This is a genomic window from Flavobacterium sp. WC2416 (assembly GCF_041200095.1).
Lineage (GTDB): Bacteria > Bacteroidota > Bacteroidia > Flavobacteriales > Flavobacteriaceae > Flavobacterium.
Genome location: NZ_CP165626.1, coordinates 1,540,188 through 1,561,116 on the forward strand (window position 1 = coordinate 1,540,188; position 20,929 = coordinate 1,561,116).

The window sequence follows — 20,929 nt, forward strand, 5'->3', positions numbered from 1 at the left end:
TTACTTTTGTTCCCAATATGAATTGCAATAATTAGACCAAACTATTTTTATGACTTGGTCAGTCGGTTATTCGACTAGTAATCATTGTATTAATAGAATAATTAGATCACTAAATAACGATTAAACGAATTCACTATAAAATGACAATTCCTGCACAATTTGACGCTAAAACTATTGAGAACAAATGGTATGAATACTGGATGGAAAATAATTATTTCCATTCGCAGCCAGACCATAGAACACCGTATACTATTGTAATTCCTCCTCCAAATGTCACTGGAGTCTTGCATATGGGGCATATGTTGAACAATACTATTCAAGATGTTTTGATTCGTAGAGCACGTTTAAAAGGATTCAACGCTTGTTGGGTTCCAGGAACGGACCACGCCTCAATCGCTACAGAAGCTAAAGTGGTGGCTAAATTAAAAGCAGAAGGAATCAATAAAAATGATTTGACTCGAGAAGAGTTTTTGGCACATGCTTGGGATTGGACAGATAAATATGGTGGCGTAATTTTGGATCAATTAAAAAAGCTTGGTGCTTCTTGCGATTGGGAAAGAACAAAATTTACTATGGATCCAGATATGTCAGCATCTGTAATTCGTTCTTTTGTTGATTTGTATAACAAAGGACTTATCTACCGTGGATATCGAATGGTAAACTGGGATCCAGAAGCTAAAACGACTTTATCTGATGAAGAAGTAATATTTGAAGAGCAACAAGGGAAACTATATTACATTCAATATAAAATTGACGGAAGTGAAGACTTCTTGACCATTGCAACGACTCGTCCTGAAACTATTTTTGGGGATAGTGCAATTTGTATTAACCCGAATGACGAACGTTTTGCTCATTTAAAAGGAAAAAGCGCCATTGTTCCTATTTGTGGTCGTATTATTCCTATAATAGAAGATGAATACGTAGATATCGAATTTGGAACAGGATGTTTGAAAGTAACTCCTGCCCATGATATGAATGATAAAACCTTAGGGGAAAAACACAACCTTGAAATTATTGATATTTTCAATGAAGATGCAACAATGAATAGTTTTGGTTTACATTACCAAGGGAAAGATCGTTTTGTGGTTCGTGAAGAAATAGCAAAAGAACTGGAAACATTAGGTGCTTTAGCAAAAACAGAAACCCACTTGAACAAAGTAGGAACTTCTGAAAGAACGAAAGCTGTTATTGAACCGCGTTTATCGGATCAATGGTTCTTGAAAATGGAAGATTTAGTAAAGCCAGCAATCCAATCAGTTTTGGTAGATGGAGATATTAAATTGCATCCAAAACGTTTTGAAAACACCTATGCACACTGGTTGAATAACATACGTGACTGGAATATTTCTCGTCAATTGTGGTGGGGACAACAAATTCCTGCTTATTTCTACGGAGACGGAAAAGAAGATTTTGTTGTGGCTGAATCGATCGAAGATGCTCTAGTGCTTGCGAGAGAGAAAACTTCAAACTCAAAACTTGAATCAAAAGATTTAAGACAAGATGTTGATGCATTAGACACTTGGTTTTCTTCTTGGCTATGGCCAATGTCAGTTTTTGGTGGTATAATGGATCCAGAAAGTGAAGATTTTAAATATTATTACCCAACGAATGATTTAGTAACGGGTCCAGATATTTTATTTTTCTGGGTAGCGAGAATGATTATTGCAGGTTATGAATATACAGGAAAAAAACCATTTACAAATGTCTATTTGACAGGTTTAGTTCGTGACAAACAAAGACGTAAAATGTCTAAATCATTAGGGAATTCACCAGATCCTTTGGATTTAATTGAAAAATTTGGTGCTGATGGGGTTCGTGTAGGATTGCTTTTAAGTGCTTCTGCAGGAAACGACATTATGTTTGATGAAGAGTTATGCAACCAAGGAAAGGGGTTTACTAATAAAATTTGGAATGCCTTTAAATTGATCAAAGGATGGGAAGTATCTGAAAGTATTCCACAACCAGAATCTTCTAAAGTGGCGATAGAATGGTATGAAGCGAAGTTGCAACAAACACTTTTAGAAATCGAAGATAATTTTGAGAAATACAGAATTTCAGAAGCTTTAATGGGAACCTACAAATTAGTTTGGGATGATTTCTGTTCTTGGTTTTTAGAAATGATTAAACCAGCATACCAACAGCCAATTGATAGTGTAACTTTTGCGAAAGCGATAGAAATGCTAGAAAATAACTTAAAAGTATTGCATCCATTTATGCCTTTCTTGACCGAGGAAATTTGGCAAATATTAGCTACAAGAACTAAGGAAGAAGCTTTGATTGTTGCTACTTGGCCAGAGATGAAACCATTTAATGCAACTTTAATTACTGATTTTGAAAGCACAATGGAAGTGATTTCTGGAATTCGTACCATCCGTAAGGATAAGAATATTCCATTTAAGGATGCGATTGAATTAAAAGCAATCAATAACGATAAAGTTTCTACTTATTTTGATTCGGTTATCACTAAATTAGGGAACATCACTTCGTTAGAATATGTTACTGAAAAAGTGGATGGGGCTTTATCGTACCGTGTGAATTCTAATGAATATTTTATTCCAATTACTGGAAACATAAACGTTGAAGAAGAAATTGCAAAACTGACAGCTGAATTAGATTATACAAAAGGATTTTTAAAATCAGTTCAAAATAAATTAGCGAACGAAAAATTTGTTGCAGGAGCACCAGAAAAAGTTTTGGCAAATGAGAAGCAAAAAGAGGCTGATGCTTTGGCTAAAATTGAAACTATTGAAAATAGTTTGGCAGGACTGAAATAAAGGGAAGCAGATAACTCAATTTAAAACCCATCTCATTTAAAATGAGATGGGTTTTTTAGATTTAATGCAAAACGAACTCATTTAATAAGTGTAATCAAATAGATGGTAGCCCTATTTTATCGACGAACATCATAGTGAATGTATTTTAAAGGGTATTTTTTCCTTTAAACGATTTATGCGTATTTACGGACAAATTGTTAATATTTTTGTACAGTAATTATTAAATACCACATTTACTACCAATGAAAAAAATATTTAGTTCCACTTACAGAAAAGATTATTTTGACGGATATTCAATAGGTTTAGACCCTTTGTTGCCATTTAGTGGTACAAAAAAGGCAGGTTTTATTGCTGGATTTAAATCAGGACGTTTAGACTATGAACGAATGAATGGATGTATTAGTAACGGAATTCCAAATCGGATTGTTACTGAAAAAGTTTTAGAAGATTTCCTTATTGCAGGCATGTTCGGTTTACCTATAGATGCCGATGAATACACGGCTTATCAAATCAATATAATTTCAAAATGGTATCAAAGTGGTATTGAAAAATATGAGCCTAATGAACATACTAGCCTAGTAGAATTACTGGAAGAGAACGGGATTTTTATGAAATAAATTTTTTAATACTACTCGATTATTAATGTTTTTAAAACTGGAGTTTTCAGTTTTAGGATTTTAGAAATCACTCTTTTTTATTTGTACGATCAATAAGTAAGAAAGTTGGATAGGATAGTACAGCAATAATTATAATAATTACAAAGTTTTTAGTGTCGCTGTAGGCAAAGCCTATTAACAAAGTTAAGGTGGCTATAATCATCAATATCGATGTCCATGGATACCCCCAAGATAAATAAGGTCTTGGTAAATTGGGTTCTTTGGTTCTTAATTTCATTAGTGAGCAATAGGCCAATCCCCAAACAATGACAGACATGAAGGTTCCAAACGAAAACAATATTTCAAATGAACCTATACTAATCAAGAATAGACTAAATAATGAAGAGATTAAAAGCGCCACAATTGGAGTGCCACCCTTATTTATTCTAGTTCCTTTTTGTGTAAAAAAGCCATCGCGACTCAATCCAAATAGTATGCGAGCAGGTATCATCATATAGGCATTCAGAATGCTAATTAAAGAAAAAATGGCAATGACAGTGACTATTATTGAACCATTGTGTCCAAACACAACTTTAGCAACATCTGAAGCTACTAATGGAGAATTAGCCAATGCTGAAACGGGCAATACTTGAAAGAATGCCATATTTATCAATATATATATTACTATAACTATTATAGCTCCAGTATATAAAGATTTGGGGATGTTTTTACTTGGGTTTTTATCTTCTTCAGCAAAAAAGCAAACAGCGTACCAGCCATCATAAGTACCAATAATTAATTGTAGTGATTTAAAGAAACCGAAAACAATTCCCATTTCAAAGAAAGGAGTATCTTTTTCAATAGGATTAAATTTAAATCCCGAATAGATAAAACAAGCAACAATTAAGGCAACAAAAAACAGGACTTTTATTATACTTGTCATTTTTTGTATGAAACTGCCATTTTTTACTCCGCTGACGTGTAATAAGGTAAAGGCGACTAGAAAACCGATGGCTATTACTGTTGTTTGACTTTCAAGACTCGGAAATAAAATAACTAGATATTCACTAATTACGATACAATAAAAAGCGGGAGGGACCACATTAGTAATGTAGTCAAACCAGCCAGATAAAAAACCGGCATAATCACCAAAAGCTCTTTTTATGTAATTGTATGATCCACCAGCTTTGGGAAGCATAGTAGCTAATTCTGCATAGGAATTTGCGCCAACTAAGATATAAAGTCCGCCTAAAAACCAACAGCTAATGATAAGCCAATAATTGTCCAACATGCCCGCGATGGCACCTGGTGTTCGCAGTATTCCTACTCCGATGGTACCTCCAATTAATATTGCAATTCCAAAACCCAAGCCTAAACTTTTTTTCAATTGGTTTTTTTTTGATTTTGTCATAGCAATTTAATTTTTAATAGCTGTAGCAGTAGAAGTGTAACTAGTCTTAGCCTAAAAGAGATTATGATACTTATTATCTATTCACTTTTACGATGTTAAGTTTGTAAGAAAAAGTGTTATTTGAACCAAATATACTAAAAATTTGTATTCTTCTTAAAAGCAAAAAACCCGCCTATTGCTAAACGGGGTTTACTTATTTTTTTCAAAAATGCTAACTAAATAAAAACAAGAATAATAAAGGAAATACAACACCAGCTACTGCTAGTTTCCAACCTCTATTTTTCCAACTGAATTTACCTGCTTTTATCATTATAGTTCCAGTTAAGGCAATAATAATTAGGCTTATCGCAAAAATATCGGAATAATAAATCCAAAAATTGGACGTATTCTTGTGCAATGTCATTGATTGACTTATTATGGGGGTTTTAAAGAAAGAAACAATTTCCCCTTTTCCTGTTTTCATGTCTATTTCGACATCATGACTTTCAAATGAAATTTTATAAGTTCCTTTTCGAACCATTTGACGTCTCATTTTGTCTTCAATTCCTAATTTTTTACCTAAGTCCTTAGCAAAATCTTCGTTTAACCCACTTTCTTCTGGAAGTGGAACTTCAATTGCTTTTGTTTGGGTAGTATATTTTTCAGGATGCCAAGATTCTCTGTGATTCATCATAAGTCCTGATAAGGCAAAGGAAACAATTAACCCGATGTAGAAATAACCTAAGTCGCGGTGTAAATTTCTGAAATTGATTTTTTTCATAATTCTAGTTCTTTTTAAAAGTAAAAAGAGATAAAAGGGATTGTTTAAAATTTATATTTTAATGAAGTCATTACTTGACGAGGTCCAATGGGATTTACACTATAATTTTCATGTACTGTATAAGCCAATACATTAGCAACATTTGATAATTTACAAAGGATTGAAAATTTACCCCATTCGTAACCTGCAGATACATCTACTGTTGTGTAATCACCAAGAGGAATTTGTCTGTCTCTTATAGTTTGTTCTTGTGTATTGGCATCAATAAGAATTTGGTTGTTCCATCCACCCACACGTTTTCCTATATAGTTTCCAATTGCTCCTATAGAAACTCCTTTTAACAATCCTGATTGTAACGTATAGAAGAAGCTTAAGTTGGCAGTATTAGCGGGTGTTCTTGCTAAACGATCCCCTTCAATAAAACTTCCGTTAAGGCCTGATGTTTTAGTGTAACGCATATCATTGTAGCTGTAACCTGCATTGATATTTAATCCATCAGTTGGTCTTGCAGTAATATCAATTTCGATTCCCTTACTAGTTGTTTCCCCGCTTAATACTTTTATTGAAGTATCTGTATTAAAAGTACCATCGGCTTTGAATTCAGCCGTTTGCGCTAAATTGCTATTGGTAATTTGATAGACAGTAACATTAGCGCTCAATAAACCTTTCCAGAAATCTTTTTTAATTCCTGCTTCATATTGATCAATCAAAGAGGGTTTAATAACTTTTCCATCAACTGTAGTTCCTGAATTTGGAGTGAAAGAATTCGAATAACTCGCAAATAAAGACATGTCTTTGGTTGGTTGGAAAACTAACCCTAATTTTGGAGTAAATGCTTGATCATTTCTTATTTGATCTTCCGTGATTGTTATAGGTGTTGTAGTATAATCATGAGTGGTTGCTTGTGATTCTTGCCATGACCAACGTAATCCTGCTAATACTTTAAATTTATCTGTAATCGAAATCAAATCTTGTGCATATACTCCAAAACTATTCGTGTTTGTTTTTACGATTCTAGTAATATCTCCTTCTGGAATAGCACCACCTTGATCAAAATTTTCGAAATCAAAAATATTTCCAGATCCGTAAGTAGAGGGGGAGAAGCTAAATCGATACGCTTGTGCAAATGAGTTTTCAAAATCAACTCCTGTAAACAATTGGTGTTTTACACTTCCAGTAGTAAAACAACCTTGTAGATTAATTTGTTGACCAATATTTTGTTCCAGGTTTTTGTTTTGTCCCAGTGGTCTGCTCCAATCTCCATTATCGGCTGGTTGAATTCGTTCTGTTCCTTTTGAAATTCTGTTGTAATCTTGAAAAGAGGTATTGAAATTTAATTTCCAATCTTTGTTAAACTCATGCTTTACTAATCCAGATACACTAGATTGTCTTGTTTGTCCATTAGACCATGTCGCTCCTAAATAAGTACTACGAGGTACATCGGCAATTTCTTTTCCAATGATTCCTGTACCAAAATCGGGTGTCCAATTATCATGTAGGTAATCACCTTGTAATACAATCTCCGTTTTATCACTAACTTTGAAAAGGAACGAAGGATTAATATAATAGCGTTCTTTTTTTACGACATCCCTAAAACTTTCAGAGTTTTCATAAGATCCTGTAAATCGGTATGCAATATAGCTGTTTAAAGGACCGTAAATATCAATAGAGGGTTTATAGAAAGCAAAACTACCTGCTTGCATGCTTATTTCTCCTCCTTTTTCGAATGAAGGTTTTTTAGTCACCATGTTCATAATTCCTCCTGGAGCTACATTTCCAAATAAAAGAGCGGCACTTCCTTTTAAAATCTCTACTTTTTCTAAAGATGATACTTCGGGAACAGATCCGCCACTAAAACGGAACCCATTTTTAAACATATTGTTTGCCGTCATATCATATCCTCTAGACCAGATGGATTCTTGAGCACCACCACGAGCGGACCCTACATAGGCACCATTTACATTTTTTATAACATCACTTAATCGGATGGCTTGTTGTTGTGTGATGATTTCATTACCAATTATCTGAATACTTTGAGGGATATCTAATGGTTTTAACGATAGTCCAGAAAGTACATTTTCTTTTTTCTTATTGGTACTTCCTTTAAATACAATTACAATTTCTTGTAAGGATTCAATGTTTTCATTTAATTTGAACTCTACGTAGGTCACTGTATTTGGGGATACTTTAATTTCTTTGGATTGTTTTTTTAATCCTTCTCCCTCAATTGTTAAGGTATGAATACCTACGGGGAAATTATCAAATCTAAAGGTTCCATCATTATTTGTTTCACTTGTATAAGCTCCTTTTGCTAATTTAATTACAATTTCTTTCAAAGGATATCCATCAGCAGAAACTATTTTTCCTTGTATAATTCCTTTTTCTTGTGCGTTTACAAAAAGAGTTGCAAATAATAATAATGCTATGATTCTAAGTTGAGCTTTCATTTTATTTAGATTTATTAAAAATAACGGTGCAAATATATAATCTGATTTTGAATTGACAAAGCTTATTTAGATTAAATATCAATAATTATTTTAATTTTTTTTTAAGAATTTGATTGTTAGTCATCTACTATTTTTATTGGATGACAAAAATGTATAATTACGTAATTTTAGTTTTTTTGTTTCTTATTTTTCCCCCACCAAATTAAAGTTCCTGTAACGGGTAAGCTGGCTATTAATAAGCTAATTAGAAAAGCAAATACTTTTCCGGCTAGGCCAAAGATGCCACCAGTATGAATGTCATAATTCATTTTCGTTAGGGTATCTGCAAGTTTAGCATCCTTTTTTCTTCCCCAAATGTGGTTGACCTTAATTTCTTTTAAGGAGTATTGATCAAAATAGCGGTAGTCTATTTTACTGTAGGTTTCTTTATCACTATTTATATTTACTGCTATCGAGGAATTATCATTTTCTGGAGGATGTAATTCTATAGATTCGGCTTTGGGATGTTCTATTTTCATTTTTCCCCAGATAATATCTAGAGGTGAAGCTGGAGCATTTTTTGGTTCTTTTTCTATTTTAGAAATTGGCTCGACATAAACTAAGGATTTTTCGCCCCCTAAAACTTTATAATAAGAAAAAGCAAACCATTGAAATCCCCATATTAATCCTGTTACCGCAAAAATGAAGGCAATCAGCAAAACATAAAATCCAGTAATGTTATGTAAATCGTAATTTTTTCGTTTCCATTTCATCCCTTTTTTCCACTTGAAAGTGAAACGCTGTTTGGCTGCATTTTTGTTTTTAGGGTACCATAATATAAATCCTGAAATGATGAGAATTAGGAATAGTAAAGTAGCTGAGGCAACTACAACTTGCCCAATTTGATCTGGTAGCCATAAGTAGTAGTGTCCGTCTAAAATGAAATGAAAAAAACCAGTTTCATTATCGACTGTTTTCAATACTTTTCCAGAATAGGGGTTTAAGTACGTGGTGTAATAATAAGTAGGCTCATAATGAAAAAAAATGGCTTCTGCAGCATCTGTTTTTCTATTGTATTTTAAAGCGTGAATCGTTTTGGTAGGTAGTTGCTTCTGGGCAATTTTGAGTAATTGAGATGGAGGCAAAAAAGGAGATTGTTGTTCTGGGACAAAACGATATTCCTCAGTCAGGTTTTGAATTTCTTCTTGAAAAGCATACAAACAACCTGTAATAGCAATGATAAATACAATTATGCCCGAAGATAAACCCAACCATAAGTGTATTTTCCCTATTCCTTTTTTTAAATTATTATTTTTCATTAGATAAGAATAAAACTCCTCACCGAAATGAGGAGCTTAATTAAACAAAACTGAAACAAAACGAACTAACTTTAAAATTTATATCCAACTGATAAGCGAAAATTAGTACCCGCTTCCGCTTGCCAGTAATACATATCACTATAGCTATAGTAGCCTCCAGAATACAAGTATTTATTTAAGATATTATTGACAACTAGATTGATAGATACTTTGTTTTTTTGGTAAGAAACTCCTCCATCTAATCGGAAATAATCAGGTAAACTAGCAGTGTTATCTGGTGAGATATACCATGGAGCTCTTTTTACCTGGTATTGATAACCTAGTGAAAAACCAACTCCATTCAAAGTACCTCTGTCTACTTTGTAATTCAACCAAGTATTTTGAATGTGTCTGGTAGTTCCTGCTATTTGGTTTCCTATTATAGATTCATCAGTATCTTTAGTAGTTTTTCCTTCAGTAAAGGCATAGTTAACTATAAGGTCTAAGTTTTTTACGATTTCACCTCTAATGTCAACTTCAAATCCTTTTACTTTTTGTTGTCCACTTTCTCTGCTATACTGCATCCCTCCTGAAGCGTGTTCTGGGTCAGCTGTAAGTACATTATTTTTTGTGATTTGGTAAACTGAAACGACAGAATTCCATTTTCCGTTCAACCAGTCTCTTTTTAAGCCAAATTCAATATTTCCACCTGTTTCAGGATTAAAAGATTTTCCTTGCCAGTCTGTACCATAGTTTTCATTAAAAGATTGATCGTTTACAAAATAGGCTGATGTATTTTTATCAATTGAATAGCTTAATCCCACTCTTGGCGTAAATTTGTTGTTTTTAGCGTTGCCAGAATAAGCATTATATGCTTTAAGTACAGTATATCTTCCTGCTAATGTCAATCGCAGTTTGTTGTCTAAAAACCCCAATTCGTCTTGCACATAAAAAGCTTTGTAGTTATTTTGGTATTTAACACCTCTTTCTTCTAGGCTTTTGCTTCTGTCAAAAGTAGGCGAGGCAGCTAGTGTTCCGTGTACAGGATTGTAAATGTCTAAATCGGGTAAAGCAACAGATTGTGCAAAGTCATGATAGAATGTTTTATCGCTCATATCGATGCCTGATAGTATTTTGTGTGAGATAGCTCCAGTTTGAACTTCACCATTTAAAAATGCTTGACCTACATATACTTTACCTAAAACATCCCAAATACCAGCACCACGTTTAAGAATTGCATCATTAGTAGTATCAAAACCAGTTGGCCACAATGACATCCCTTCTTGCTGGTAATTTAGGGAAGACGTTTGTGCTGTGAATTTCCAATTGTCATTGATTTTATGTTCTACAATAGCAAGAATATTTCTTTCTATCATTTTTGTAGGATCTAAATTAGCTTCGGATGTAGAGAAACTTTTGGGTAAATCAGCATATCCTCTGTGTGAAAACAAATAATTAGCTCCTATCGCATTTACTTTAGAGAATTGTTGGGTGTATTCAAGTGTAATTGCTGTTTTATCTGAAACCAAATATTTAAGAACAGGGGCAAAGGAATAACGATCATTGAAGTCAAAATCACGGTAACTGTTTTTCTTTTCTCCCATTACATTGATACGGTACAATAATTTTCCATTTTTGGTTAATTTTCCGTCAAAATCTAATGTCCCTCTGTACATGTCAAAACTTCCTAAAGTCAAACTCGCTTCTCCTTTTGTACGGCCGCTGGGTTTTTTAGTAACTACATTATAAAAACCACTTGGATTTCCATTAGCCAGCATAAATCCGGCAGGCCCTTTTACAAATTCAATACGTTCTACCATACTCATATCCTCAGTTAATGGTCCCCAAGTGGAACTCATATTCATACCGTTTCTAAAAGCAGCTACTTGACTTCCTCTCATCGTTATATTAGCATAATTATCCCAATGCTCTACTCTGGTAGCACCACTTACGTTACGAGTAACCCCTTCTAACATGTCAAATATTTGTTGGTCATTAATTAGTTTTCCAGTGATTACCTGTATGTTTTGAGGAATTTCAATGATGGGAGACTGTAAACGCAACGAGGAAGAAATTCTATTGGTTTTAAAAGCACTTTTATTACTTAGAATTACTACTTGGTTCAGTTCATTGTTTGATAGAGAAAGCGTAATGTCAACAGTGGTTGTTTCGTTATTTTTTACTGCAACTCGTTTTTCAATATCATTGTTTCCAATTAAACTTACAACTAAGGTGTATTCCCCTTCGTTTAAATTTTTTAGAATAAAGACACCGTCATTATCTGTAATGGTAGTTTTGTTTTTTCCTTTCAAGGTAATGGATACTCCTTCAGCTGCTTTATTACCGCTGGTATAAACAGTTCCTTTTATTGCTGTTTTGTGCTGCTGACCAAAAGCTGTATTTAATGATATTAGTGACAGACAAAGGAGCAATAAGAAAGTGGGTGTTTTTTTATTAAAATAGTGCATATTAAAAAATAATTAAAGTTATAGATTTATTATTATTTAGAATCAATAAGAATAATGCAAATCTATATTTTAATTTTTATTTAACAATAGTTATTTAGATTAAATAAAAATAAAGTTTTTACCCAATTGTTTTACAGCATTTTATGAATCGAAAATAATACTGTTTTTTATATGAAAGGTTGTTGTTTATAATGTATTATGTAAAATGGTCGTTTTTTTATGAATCTTCATCCAAGAATAATTGTCTGAACTGGATACATGAAATAGTAGTATTTAAACTGACTTTTTAAATTTTAGGAGAAAGTGGAAGGAGCATAGAAATTTAGTTTTTAAAATACTTAAATTTACAGCTTCGAATTAGTGCCTATCATTTTTTAAAAAGAGCAATAATTTTTGAAACCATTCAAAATAAATGATACAATCCTATTTAAAAAAAATACAGCATTCTCCTAAAGGATATAGAATTGCCAACACCGTATTTTTTTTCATCTCGGGATTTGGATATTCTTCTTGGGCATCTCGAATTCCTGCTATTAAAGCGCAATTGCATTTAAGTGAAGCGCAATTTGGAGCCGTTTTATTTGCATTTCCAGTAGGATTGATGTTAACTATGCCATTTACTGGAAGGTTATTGAATAAATATAGCAGTCGGTATTGTATGTTATTAGGTGCCATATTGTTTAATATCGTATTGGCCTTACCTGGTTTTGCTGCTTTTGTTTGGCAATTGGTTATAATCCTCTTGATTTTTGGCTCTTCTAGAAATATTTTGAATTTATCAATGAATGCACAGGCACTCGAAGTTCAAAAACTGTATCCAAAATCAATAATGACTACTTTTCATGCCGTCTGGAGTTTGGCAGGATTTATAGGAGCAGGTTTAGGTTATGTAATGGTTACTCAAAAAATTGCGCCTTCCTTTCATTTGTTGGGAGTAAGTGTTGCAATGATGGCAGTTACAGCATGGGTTTATCCACAAACAATTCATACCGAACCGGTGAAGGAGAAGAAAAAATTCTTTTTGATGCCCGACAAAAACCTGATCAAGTTTGCTATAATTTGTTTTGTGTCGATGGCCTGTGAAAATACCATGTATGATTGGAGCGGAATTTATTTTCAAAACATATTACATGCATCACCAAAATGGACCACAGCAGCTTTTGTTTTTTTTATGACTGCGGTGACATTAGGGCGTCTCTTGGGAGATTATGCCGTATTTAAATATGGTATAAAACCAATTTTATTTTATAGCGGTATTTTTATTAGCTCTGGTTTTTTGATTTGTTTTCTTTTTCCTTTTATTTCGACAACCATAATTGGTTATTTTTTAATAGGAATTGGGGTGTCGTGTGTTGTCCCATTAGTGTTCAGTATCGCTGGAAAATCAAAAAGTTTGAGCAATGGTAGCGCACTAACGTCTATTTCAACTATTGGATATCTTGGTTTTTTGATTGTGCCACCAATGGTTGGATTCATTTCTCAAATTTCGAGTATGAAATGGGCCTTTTTAATAATGGCTCTTTTGGGAATCATTATGATTTTTATGGTCAATAAAATTGCAACCGAAGAAGCATAATTGTATTTTTTCTTAAATCGGTACTATTTAGATTTCGTCATCACATATTTTTCGGAGCTTGGTTTGCCTGATTGCATACCTGAAATCTCCGCTATTAAACTGTCTTTTGAAACGCTTTTGTAGCTTATTTTTTGAGGGTAATCGTGTTTTGGATTTTCAAAAACCAATTCTTTTTCGGTGGTTTTAGTTAGTTTAAAAGGAACCGGTTTGTCTTCATTTTGCCCTTGTACGTTGGCATTATAAGTTAATTCTTCTCCTTTTTGTTGCAATTGAATGGTTTCAAAGTGAATCGTGTCTTTTCCTTTTATGAAATACGATTGCCCTTCATATGTACTGTCATTTACTTTTTCCCAAGTCTCTGATAAATTTCCTTCGGCAGTTTTGTTTTCCCAAGTTCCCAGTAACCAATGGGCAGTTTTTATCTTGTCTTTTTCATTCTTATCAGATGAATCTGATTTCTTGCAGGATAGCAATGTTACGATCAGCAGTAGTAAAGTTATTTTTTTAAACATCTTGATTTCGAATTATTGTTTGTTGAACGGATACAAAATTAGGAAAAATATACACAACTAGCCCAGATAAAAGCGGCATCTCCCGATTTTGAAAAACAAGGCTTTTTCAGCCGTAGTTTTTATGATCGGGAATATAGCGGATAGCTGGAAGAAGCTCCTAAAAAAAAGTATCTTAAATGCTTTCTTTCAAAATAGTATGAACCAATTCTTTGGTCGGTTTTTGATCTTTTAGTTTTGTTCGAACCACATCAAAAGAGACTTTGAAATCACAGCCCAGTTTGTAATTGCTGCACCCATAAGCTGTATTTCCTTTTATAACGGTTCCTTTTTGGCATTTGGGACAAGCCAGCATGTCAGCAGTTGTATTCTTTGCAGGAGCAGGAGCAGCCGTTTTTTTGGGTTCTAATTTTAAATTGAAGTTTTCATCAAATCGCAGTAATCCTTCTACAGTACCTGTATCCGTTTTAAAATCTTTCAAGTTTACAGTGGATCCTTTTTGTAGCAATCGCAGGTATTGATTCTCGGATATTTTTTTCTCCATAAAAGTAAAAGGCAATAAAAAAGTGCAACCCGCTTTATAATCGGTACAACCATAAGCCGACTTTCCTGCTATAATTGTACCTTTTTTACATTTAGGACAGGCTTCTGCCATGATTCCAGCCGCTTTCTTTTTTTCTACTTTAGCTACTTCTTTTTGAATATTACCCACATGCGAAATATTAGCACGTTTGGTTTCACTGCGTACTTCATAGACTAAGGCCTCGACCATGCGTTTCATATTATTGATGAAAGCACCAGCGGTAAAAGTTCCTTTTTCGATATCTTTCAATTGCTTTTCCCAAGATCCCGTCAGTTCCGCTGATTTTACTAATTCATTTTGAATCGTGTCTATCAATTGAATTCCTGTTGGGGTTGGCAATACTTGTTTTTTATTTCTTACAATGTATTGGCGTTTGAACAAGGTTTCAATAATATTGGCTCGTGTTGACGGTCGTCCGATGCCATTTTCCTTCATCAATTCCCGTAAATCTTCATCATCAACTTGTTTACCTGCAGTTTCCATAGCACGCAATAACGTAGCTTCCGTAAACTGATTGGGTGGTTTGGTTTCCTTTTCTAAAAAGGAAGGTTGATGAGGTCCTTTCTCACCCACAGTAAAACTGGGTAATAAATCGGCTTCTTTTTCTTTGGCATTTGGATCTTCAAAAACAACTCGAAATCCTTTTTTTAAGATTTCTTTTCCAGTAGTTTTGAACAGCACATCGGCTGCTTTCCCAATCACTGAGGTATTAGCTACCAAGCAATCATCATAAAATACAGCTATAAAACGCTTTGTAATAATATCATAAACTTGCTGCTGATTGTATTGCAAGTTCGATTGAATTCCCGTAGGAATAATCGCATGGTGATCGGTTACTTTTTTATCGTTGAAAACCTTAGATGATTTTTTAATCTTTTTTTCTAAAAGCGGTTGCGTTAATGCAGCATAATTAGTTAAATTTTGTAAAATACCGGCCACTTTTGGATAGACGTCGTTTGGTAAAAAAGTGGTGTCTACTCTGGGATAGGTGACTACTTTTTGTTCATACAAAGTTTGCACAATTTTAAGCGTTTCATCAGCTGTAAAACCAAATTTTGTATTGCAATACACTTGTAATCCAGTTAAATCAAATAACTTAGGTGCAAACTCATTTCCGTTCTTTTTTTCTACAGAAACAATTTCGAATTCACTTTCTTTGACTTTATTGGCCAAAATTTCTCCGTCTTCCTTTTTCAAAAAACGACCTTCTTCATAGCTAAAAAGTGTTTCTCTATATAAGGTTTGCAATTCCCAATAGGGTTGTGGTTTGAAATTTTCTATTTCCTTCCAGCGATCGACTACCATCGCTAATGTAGGCGTTTGTACGCGTCCTATAGACAATACTTGCTTGTAACCGCCATGTTTTACGGTGTACAAACGGGTGGCATTCATGCCCAGTAACCAATCACCTATGGCTCGCGAAAAACCAGCGTAGTATAAATTATCGTAGTTGGCGGATGGTTTTAAGTTCTCAAAACCTTCTTTAATAGCTTCGGTGGTTAGGGACGAAATCCACAAGCGTTGCACTTCGCCTTTATAGTTGGCTTCGTTCATCACCCAGCGCTGGATCAGTTCTCCTTCTTGTCCCGCATCCCCGCAGTTGATGACTAAAGTGGCCTTGTCAAATAATCCTTTTATAATTTTAAATTGCTTTTGGATTCCTGAATTAGAAACTACTTTAGTCTCAAATTTTTCAGGAAGCATGGGCAAGTTGTTCAAGTCCCAACTTTTCCAATAGGATTTGTAATCGTTAGGTTCTTTCAAGGTACATAAATGACCAAAAGTATAGGTTACCGCATAACCATTGCCTTCATAATAGCCATCATGCTTGGTATTGGCTCCTAAAACGGATGCGATTTCACGTGCTACACTTGGTTTTTCGGCAATACAGACCTTCATTTTCTTCTACTGATTTTGATGGCGCAAATTAGGAATTTAGAAATTGGTATTAAAAAAAAATCGTCGGGAGTTATGAACGGGTAGTAAATTGCAAGGTTTTTTAGGAGCAGAATAAATAGGATTTATAAAAACGAATGGTCCTGCTGTCCGCTCTATTCCCGATAATAAAAACTACGGCTAAAAAAGCCTTGTTTTTCTAAATCGGAGATGCCGCTTCCATCAGGGCTATTAATTCCGTTTTATTTTCACAATAACCAAAGATCTAGGATTGTACTATCAGATCATTTATCTTCTCCACAAATGGATTTGTGTGAACCGTCGCAACTGGGCATTTTTTTAGATAAACCGCAAACACAATCATTGATTCCTTTACCGTCAAGAATGCGGGGAATGTATTTTTCTATTCTGGTTTCCCTAGTTTTGGATTGTTTCGCAGCTTCAAAAAACAAGTTATATGCCCGTTGTCGTCCTGGAGTTAAGGATTCAAAAGCTGCTTTTAAAGCTAGGTTTTTATCTAAAATAGCTTTCAGTTCATCTACTAACTCTAATTCTTTATTACTTTTGAAAGCTACTTTTAAACCCGCTTTTTCGACCTCAATCGCTTCATAAATGTAGTTTTTCAGGATAGGTTTTAGTTCCTCAATTTCAGATACATTAGTAAATTTAAAAAAACGGACTGCTTGGCTGTTTTCTCCCGGTTGTACTAACATTCCGTTGGTATCTTGTAGCAACGAACCTTTGAGGAAACTAAGCGCACAAAATGATTTAAAACTGGCTATTAAAACTACGTTGTTCCCTTGAAAACTATAACAAGGCGTGCGCCACTTGAACTCTTCGGTCAGACCACAATCGAGTAACAATTGTCGTAATTGCTCCATTTCGGGCTGCCATTTTTTAGCATTACTAATAAAGTCGTCGACTTTGAGATTCATTGTTGATGTAGTTTTAAATTTTGAAGTAGCTTTTAGTTTTATAAAAGTATAAAAAAACGTTTTGTAAATGCTACAAAGTGCTTTAAATAAATATTTTCACTTGTTTCAAAGTAGCCAAATAAAGAACGTTTGGTTCGATTTGCGGACAGTCCTAATATTAAACTGAAAATAGGCGTTAAATCACGCTATTTATTCGTAAATTAGTAGTAAATATTCACCAATTTATAAACTAAACTGTTTACTATTATGAAAAATCTAGGTCTATTTTTATTGCTATTATCATGCTTTGGACTCCAAAGCTGTAAAAAAGAGCAAAGTCAAAAAGATACTAAAGCTACTGAAGTACAGGCTGAAAATTCTGCCAACGTAGCTTGCTATAAAGCGTTGTATGAAAGTGATACTATCGAAATGAAAATGATTACTTCAAAAGACAATAAAATAACTGGGGATATGATAATGAGTCTTTATGCTAAGCCAAAAAAGATTGGAAAAATTACGGGATCATTCCATGGAGATACGCTATTAGTTGACTATTCTTTTTATCAAGGAGCGGACAAAGTAAAAATATTTAGTAACCCAATGGCATTTCTAAAAAGGGGAGATAGCCTAATTTTAGGAAATGGAAAAATAGAATACTATTTTGGAAAGTCTTATTTTGTTAAAGGGCAACCTATCGATTATGATAATGTAAAATATAAATTAACAAGTGTCGATTGCGTTGATAAATAATCTGCAAGCGAGGAATGAATTATTGTCTTTTCTAACTTAGCTAATACACTAAAACCAACGATTGAAGAATACGAAATAAGTATTGCTTGAATCGTTGGTTTTTTATATTAAGACCTTTGCTATATTCTTGTCATTCCGAAGAATGAGGGATCTCATCCAGTTTATCCGCGTAGATAATTTATTGGATTTGCTTTTGATCGTGAGATTGCTTCGTTCCTCGCAATGACTTTGTTTGTGGAATTGTATTGCTTATTTAGTTTGTGCTACGTAGTTAGGAGACATCGTGGAGCTATGCGGGTTTAGATTGTCATTGCGAGGAACGAAGCAATCTCATCCAGTTTATCCGCGTAGATGTTTTTATTGGATTTGTTATTTTGTGTTCAATCGATTTCCATAATCTTCTCATCCCGAAGAGTGAGGGATCTCATCCAGTTTCTCCACTTAAATAATTTGTTGGTTTTGCTCTTGATCGTGAGATTGCTTCGTTCTTTGCAATGACTTTGTTTGCGGAATTGTATTGATTGCTTAGTTTGTTCTAATTAGTCAAGAGATTTCTTAGAGTGATTTACCAGATTAGTATGTGTAGCTGTTACAGAATATACATATTTCGAATGGCTGGAATTTTTATTTGTTGAATTTATCAGATCCATGACCTTTATGGTTGCTTAATTTTTCTTCACAAAAATGAATTGTTTTTCCCGTTTTAGTTACTATTTTTTCGAAATAATAATTTTTGTCCCGGTCATAAATTTGAGTTTTTTCAATCCATTCGCCGTTATTAGATTGTTGTGCACCAAAGAAAAATTTCTCACGTATTTTATCTTTACTGCGCAGATTAGGGTTTGTTATTTTTCCTTCTAATGTGTCTTTTAATTCAACATGAAAAACATCATTGAAATTGATTGAAATTTTTTTCTTAATAGACCCACAATAGTTGCAGTTGCAAGATGAGTTCTCAATAATGTTATTGCAACTTCCACAATGTGTTTTATCTTGAGTATTCATTTTAACTAGAGGGTTTTAAATAAATTTCAAACTTTATTTTGTTGTAGATTTAATATATATGTAATCAATTTTATCCTCACCATTATTGGAAAAATTAATTTCTGAGATATTCTCAATGTTACTCCATCTAAATCCATTTAAATTCTCAAAATCAGGTATTGTTGGAGGTAAACCAAGTAAGACAATATTCTCCGAATTGCAATCGAAATCTGAAATATTATTAATTGTAATCCAATCTGATTTACCATTAATATAAACTATCTCAAATTTGTTTTTTTGATAAAACATTTTTGTACAAGGCTCATCTTTACAAGGCGTGTTACTGGGTGAAACTTTCTCAGAACTATCAGGTTTACCTAAAATTTTTTCAATTTCTTTTTCGGTTTTTCCAATTATGGTCTTTACTTTAATAATGTTTTCTGCATTATTTTGATTCCCTTGATTTGAATTTCCGCAAGAGATGAAAAAGAAAGTACAAATAAGTAACGTAATTAAATTTTTCATTATTATAGATTTAAATTGTTTTTTGACAATTGGTGGATTATCATACTTTTCTGATTGAGTTCTGATAAGATGAATTTATACAAAAGTAACACCTTTTACTCCAGTACCTTTACGGGAAACCTCAACACGTGCTTTTTAATCACAAATGCGCTAGCCCTGATAGTAGCGGCATCTCCCGATTTAGAAAAACTAGGCTTTTTTTAGCCTTAGTTTTTATTATCGGGAATACAGCGGATAGCAGGAAATAGCTCCTAAAAAAACTTGGAACTTTAAACATTACACTTTAAACAAAAATTTCGTATTTTTGCACTCCAAATAAAGGACTAAGATTATGTTAGATAGACTTCAAATAGTAAAACAACGTTTCGATGAGATATCGGATTTGATTATCCAGCCGGATGTTATTTCTGATCAGAAACGTTATGTGCAATTGAATCAAGAGTATAAAAGCTTGAAAGCATTGGCTGAAAAGAGAGACGAATACGTGCTACTTATGGCTAATATTGATGAAGCAAATGAAATAATTGCAGACGGTAGTGATGCAGATATGACCGAAATGGCCAAGATGCAACTGGACGAAGCAAAGGAAAGATTACCAGAACTAGAGGAAGAAATTAAATTTATGTTGATTCCTAAAGATCCTGAAGATGCGAAGAATGTGATGGTGGAGATTCGTGCCGGAACGGGTGGGGATGAAGCGAGTATTTTTGCAGGGGATTTATTCCGTATGTACACTAAATACTGTGAAGGCCGCGGATGGAGAACGTCAGTTGTGGATATGAATGAAGGAACTTCGGGTGGATTTAAAGAGGTAATCTTTGAAGTTACTGGTGAGGATGTTTATGGAACATTGAAGTTTGAAGCGGGTGTTCACCGTGTGCAACGTGTACCACAAACGGAAACGCAAGGACGTGTGCACACCTCAGCAGCGACTGTTATGGTATTGCCAGAAGCAGAGGAATTTGATGTGCAAATTGATATGAATGATGTACGTGTGGATTTCTTTTGTTCGTCAGGACCTGGTGGACAATCAGTAAATACAACCAAATCGGCAGTGCGTTTGACGCATATTCCAACTGGATTGGTAGCACAATGTCAAGATCAAAAATCACAACACAAGAATAAGGATAAAGCCTTTGGCGTATTGCGTTCTCGTTTATACGAACAAGAATTAGCCAAAAAACAAGCTGAAGATGCTACTACACGTACGTCTCAAGTTAGTTCAGGTGACCGTTCTGCTAAAATTCGTACTTACAATTACGCACAAGGCCGTGTAACGGACCATAGAGTTGGTTTAACCCTGTATGACCTAGGAAACATTATGAATGGTGATATTCAAAAAATTGTTGACGAACTAGCATTAGTGAACAACATGGAGAAACTGAAAGAAGCCAGTGAGGTTTTTTAAGAAAACAGAATAAAAATATTGAATACATAAAAATGCCATACTACTAATTAG

Annotated in this window: 15 protein-coding genes; 5 read left to right on the plus strand and 10 right to left on the minus strand. The window is 33.9% G+C overall.

Annotation, left to right across the window (positions count from 1 at the left end; genetic code table 11):
* Window positions 1-140: 140 nt before the first annotated feature.
* Window positions 141-2,774 (plus strand): valine--tRNA ligase, encoded by a 2,634-nt coding sequence (locus AB3G39_RS06535; RefSeq protein WP_369764610.1) that lies wholly within the window; start codon window positions 141-143, stop codon window positions 2,772-2,774.
* Between the two features lie 242 nt (window positions 2,775-3,016).
* The gene (locus AB3G39_RS06540; protein ID WP_367771493.1) at window positions 3,017-3,391 is read left to right on the plus strand and encodes a hypothetical protein; all 375 of its coding nucleotides are present in this window, start codon (window positions 3,017-3,019) and stop codon (window positions 3,389-3,391) included.
* 67 nt (window positions 3,392-3,458) lie between these two features.
* Here the strand turns inward: AB3G39_RS06540 and AB3G39_RS06545 are convergent, their stop codons facing one another.
* From AB3G39_RS06545 to AB3G39_RS06565, 5 genes are all read right to left on the minus strand, one after another.
* A complete protein-coding gene (locus AB3G39_RS06545) occupies window positions 3,459-4,781 on the minus strand; it encodes an APC family permease (protein WP_367771491.1) in 1,323 nt (440 codons plus the stop codon).
* A 211-nt stretch (window positions 4,782-4,992) separates the two neighbouring features.
* Window positions 4,993-5,541 carry a PepSY-associated TM helix domain-containing protein gene (locus AB3G39_RS06550; protein ID WP_367754623.1) on the minus strand — a complete coding sequence of 183 codons (549 nt, stop codon included), beginning with the start codon at window positions 5,539-5,541 and terminating at the stop codon, window positions 4,993-4,995.
* A gap of 44 nt (window positions 5,542-5,585) precedes the next feature.
* A complete protein-coding gene (locus AB3G39_RS06555) occupies window positions 5,586-7,988 on the minus strand; it encodes a TonB-dependent siderophore receptor (protein ID WP_369764611.1) in 2,403 nt (800 codons plus the stop codon).
* A gap of 167 nt (window positions 7,989-8,155) precedes the next feature.
* Window positions 8,156-9,286 carry a PepSY-associated TM helix domain-containing protein gene (locus AB3G39_RS06560; protein WP_369752371.1) on the minus strand — a complete coding sequence of 377 codons (1,131 nt, stop codon included), beginning with the start codon at window positions 9,284-9,286 and terminating at the stop codon, window positions 8,156-8,158.
* Window positions 9,287-9,357: 71 nt separating this feature from the next.
* Window positions 9,358-11,733 carry a TonB-dependent siderophore receptor gene (locus AB3G39_RS06565; protein ID WP_369764612.1) on the minus strand — a complete coding sequence of 792 codons (2,376 nt, stop codon included), beginning with the start codon at window positions 11,731-11,733 and terminating at the stop codon, window positions 9,358-9,360.
* A gap of 412 nt (window positions 11,734-12,145) precedes the next feature.
* Here AB3G39_RS06565 and AB3G39_RS06570 point away from each other — a divergent pair, with 412 nt between their 5' ends.
* The gene (locus tag AB3G39_RS06570; RefSeq protein ID WP_369764613.1) at window positions 12,146-13,309 is read left to right on the plus strand and encodes an MFS transporter; all 1,164 of its coding nucleotides are present in this window, start codon (window positions 12,146-12,148) and stop codon (window positions 13,307-13,309) included.
* A gap of 23 nt (window positions 13,310-13,332) precedes the next feature.
* Here AB3G39_RS06570 and AB3G39_RS06575 read toward each other — a convergent pair whose 3' ends face one another.
* The 3 genes from AB3G39_RS06575 to AB3G39_RS06585 all read right to left on the minus strand — a co-directional run bounded on the left by AB3G39_RS06575 (window position 13,333) and on the right by AB3G39_RS06585 (window position 17,232).
* On the minus strand, window positions 13,333-13,821 hold the full coding sequence (locus AB3G39_RS06575) for a DUF6265 family protein (RefSeq protein WP_367754613.1): 489 nt from the start codon (window positions 13,819-13,821) through the stop codon (window positions 13,333-13,335).
* Window positions 13,822-13,993: 172 nt separating this feature from the next.
* Complete coding sequence (locus tag AB3G39_RS06580) at window positions 13,994-16,300, minus strand: DNA topoisomerase 3 (protein WP_369764614.1); 2,307 nt, start codon at window positions 16,298-16,300, stop codon at window positions 13,994-13,996.
* Between the two features lie 281 nt (window positions 16,301-16,581).
* Window positions 16,582-17,232, minus strand: coding sequence for a DUF1801 domain-containing protein (locus AB3G39_RS06585; RefSeq protein WP_369752367.1), 651 nt, complete (start codon window positions 17,230-17,232; stop codon window positions 16,582-16,584).
* A gap of 246 nt (window positions 17,233-17,478) precedes the next feature.
* On the opposite strand from AB3G39_RS06585, the gene AB3G39_RS06590 reads away from it, so the two are divergent.
* Window positions 17,479-17,961: a hypothetical protein gene (locus AB3G39_RS06590; protein ID WP_367771470.1), complete on the plus strand. Its 483-nt coding sequence runs from the start codon at window positions 17,479-17,481 to the stop codon at window positions 17,959-17,961.
* A gap of 624 nt (window positions 17,962-18,585) precedes the next feature.
* Here the strand turns inward: AB3G39_RS06590 and AB3G39_RS06595 are convergent.
* Both AB3G39_RS06595 and AB3G39_RS06600 read right to left on the minus strand, forming a co-directional pair.
* Window positions 18,586-18,966: a hypothetical protein gene (locus AB3G39_RS06595; protein WP_369764615.1), complete on the minus strand. Its 381-nt coding sequence runs from the start codon at window positions 18,964-18,966 to the stop codon at window positions 18,586-18,588.
* Window positions 18,967-18,999: 33 nt separating this feature from the next.
* Window positions 19,000-19,470 (minus strand): hypothetical protein, encoded by a 471-nt coding sequence (locus AB3G39_RS06600; RefSeq protein ID WP_369764616.1) that lies wholly within the window; start codon window positions 19,468-19,470, stop codon window positions 19,000-19,002.
* Between the two features lie 331 nt (window positions 19,471-19,801).
* Here AB3G39_RS06600 and prfA point away from each other — a divergent pair, with 331 nt between their 5' ends.
* A complete protein-coding gene (gene prfA / locus AB3G39_RS06605; RefSeq protein ID WP_367771467.1) occupies window positions 19,802-20,878 on the plus strand; it encodes a peptide chain release factor 1 in 1,077 nt (358 codons plus the stop codon).
* The last annotated feature ends 51 nt before the right edge of the window (window positions 20,879-20,929 follow it).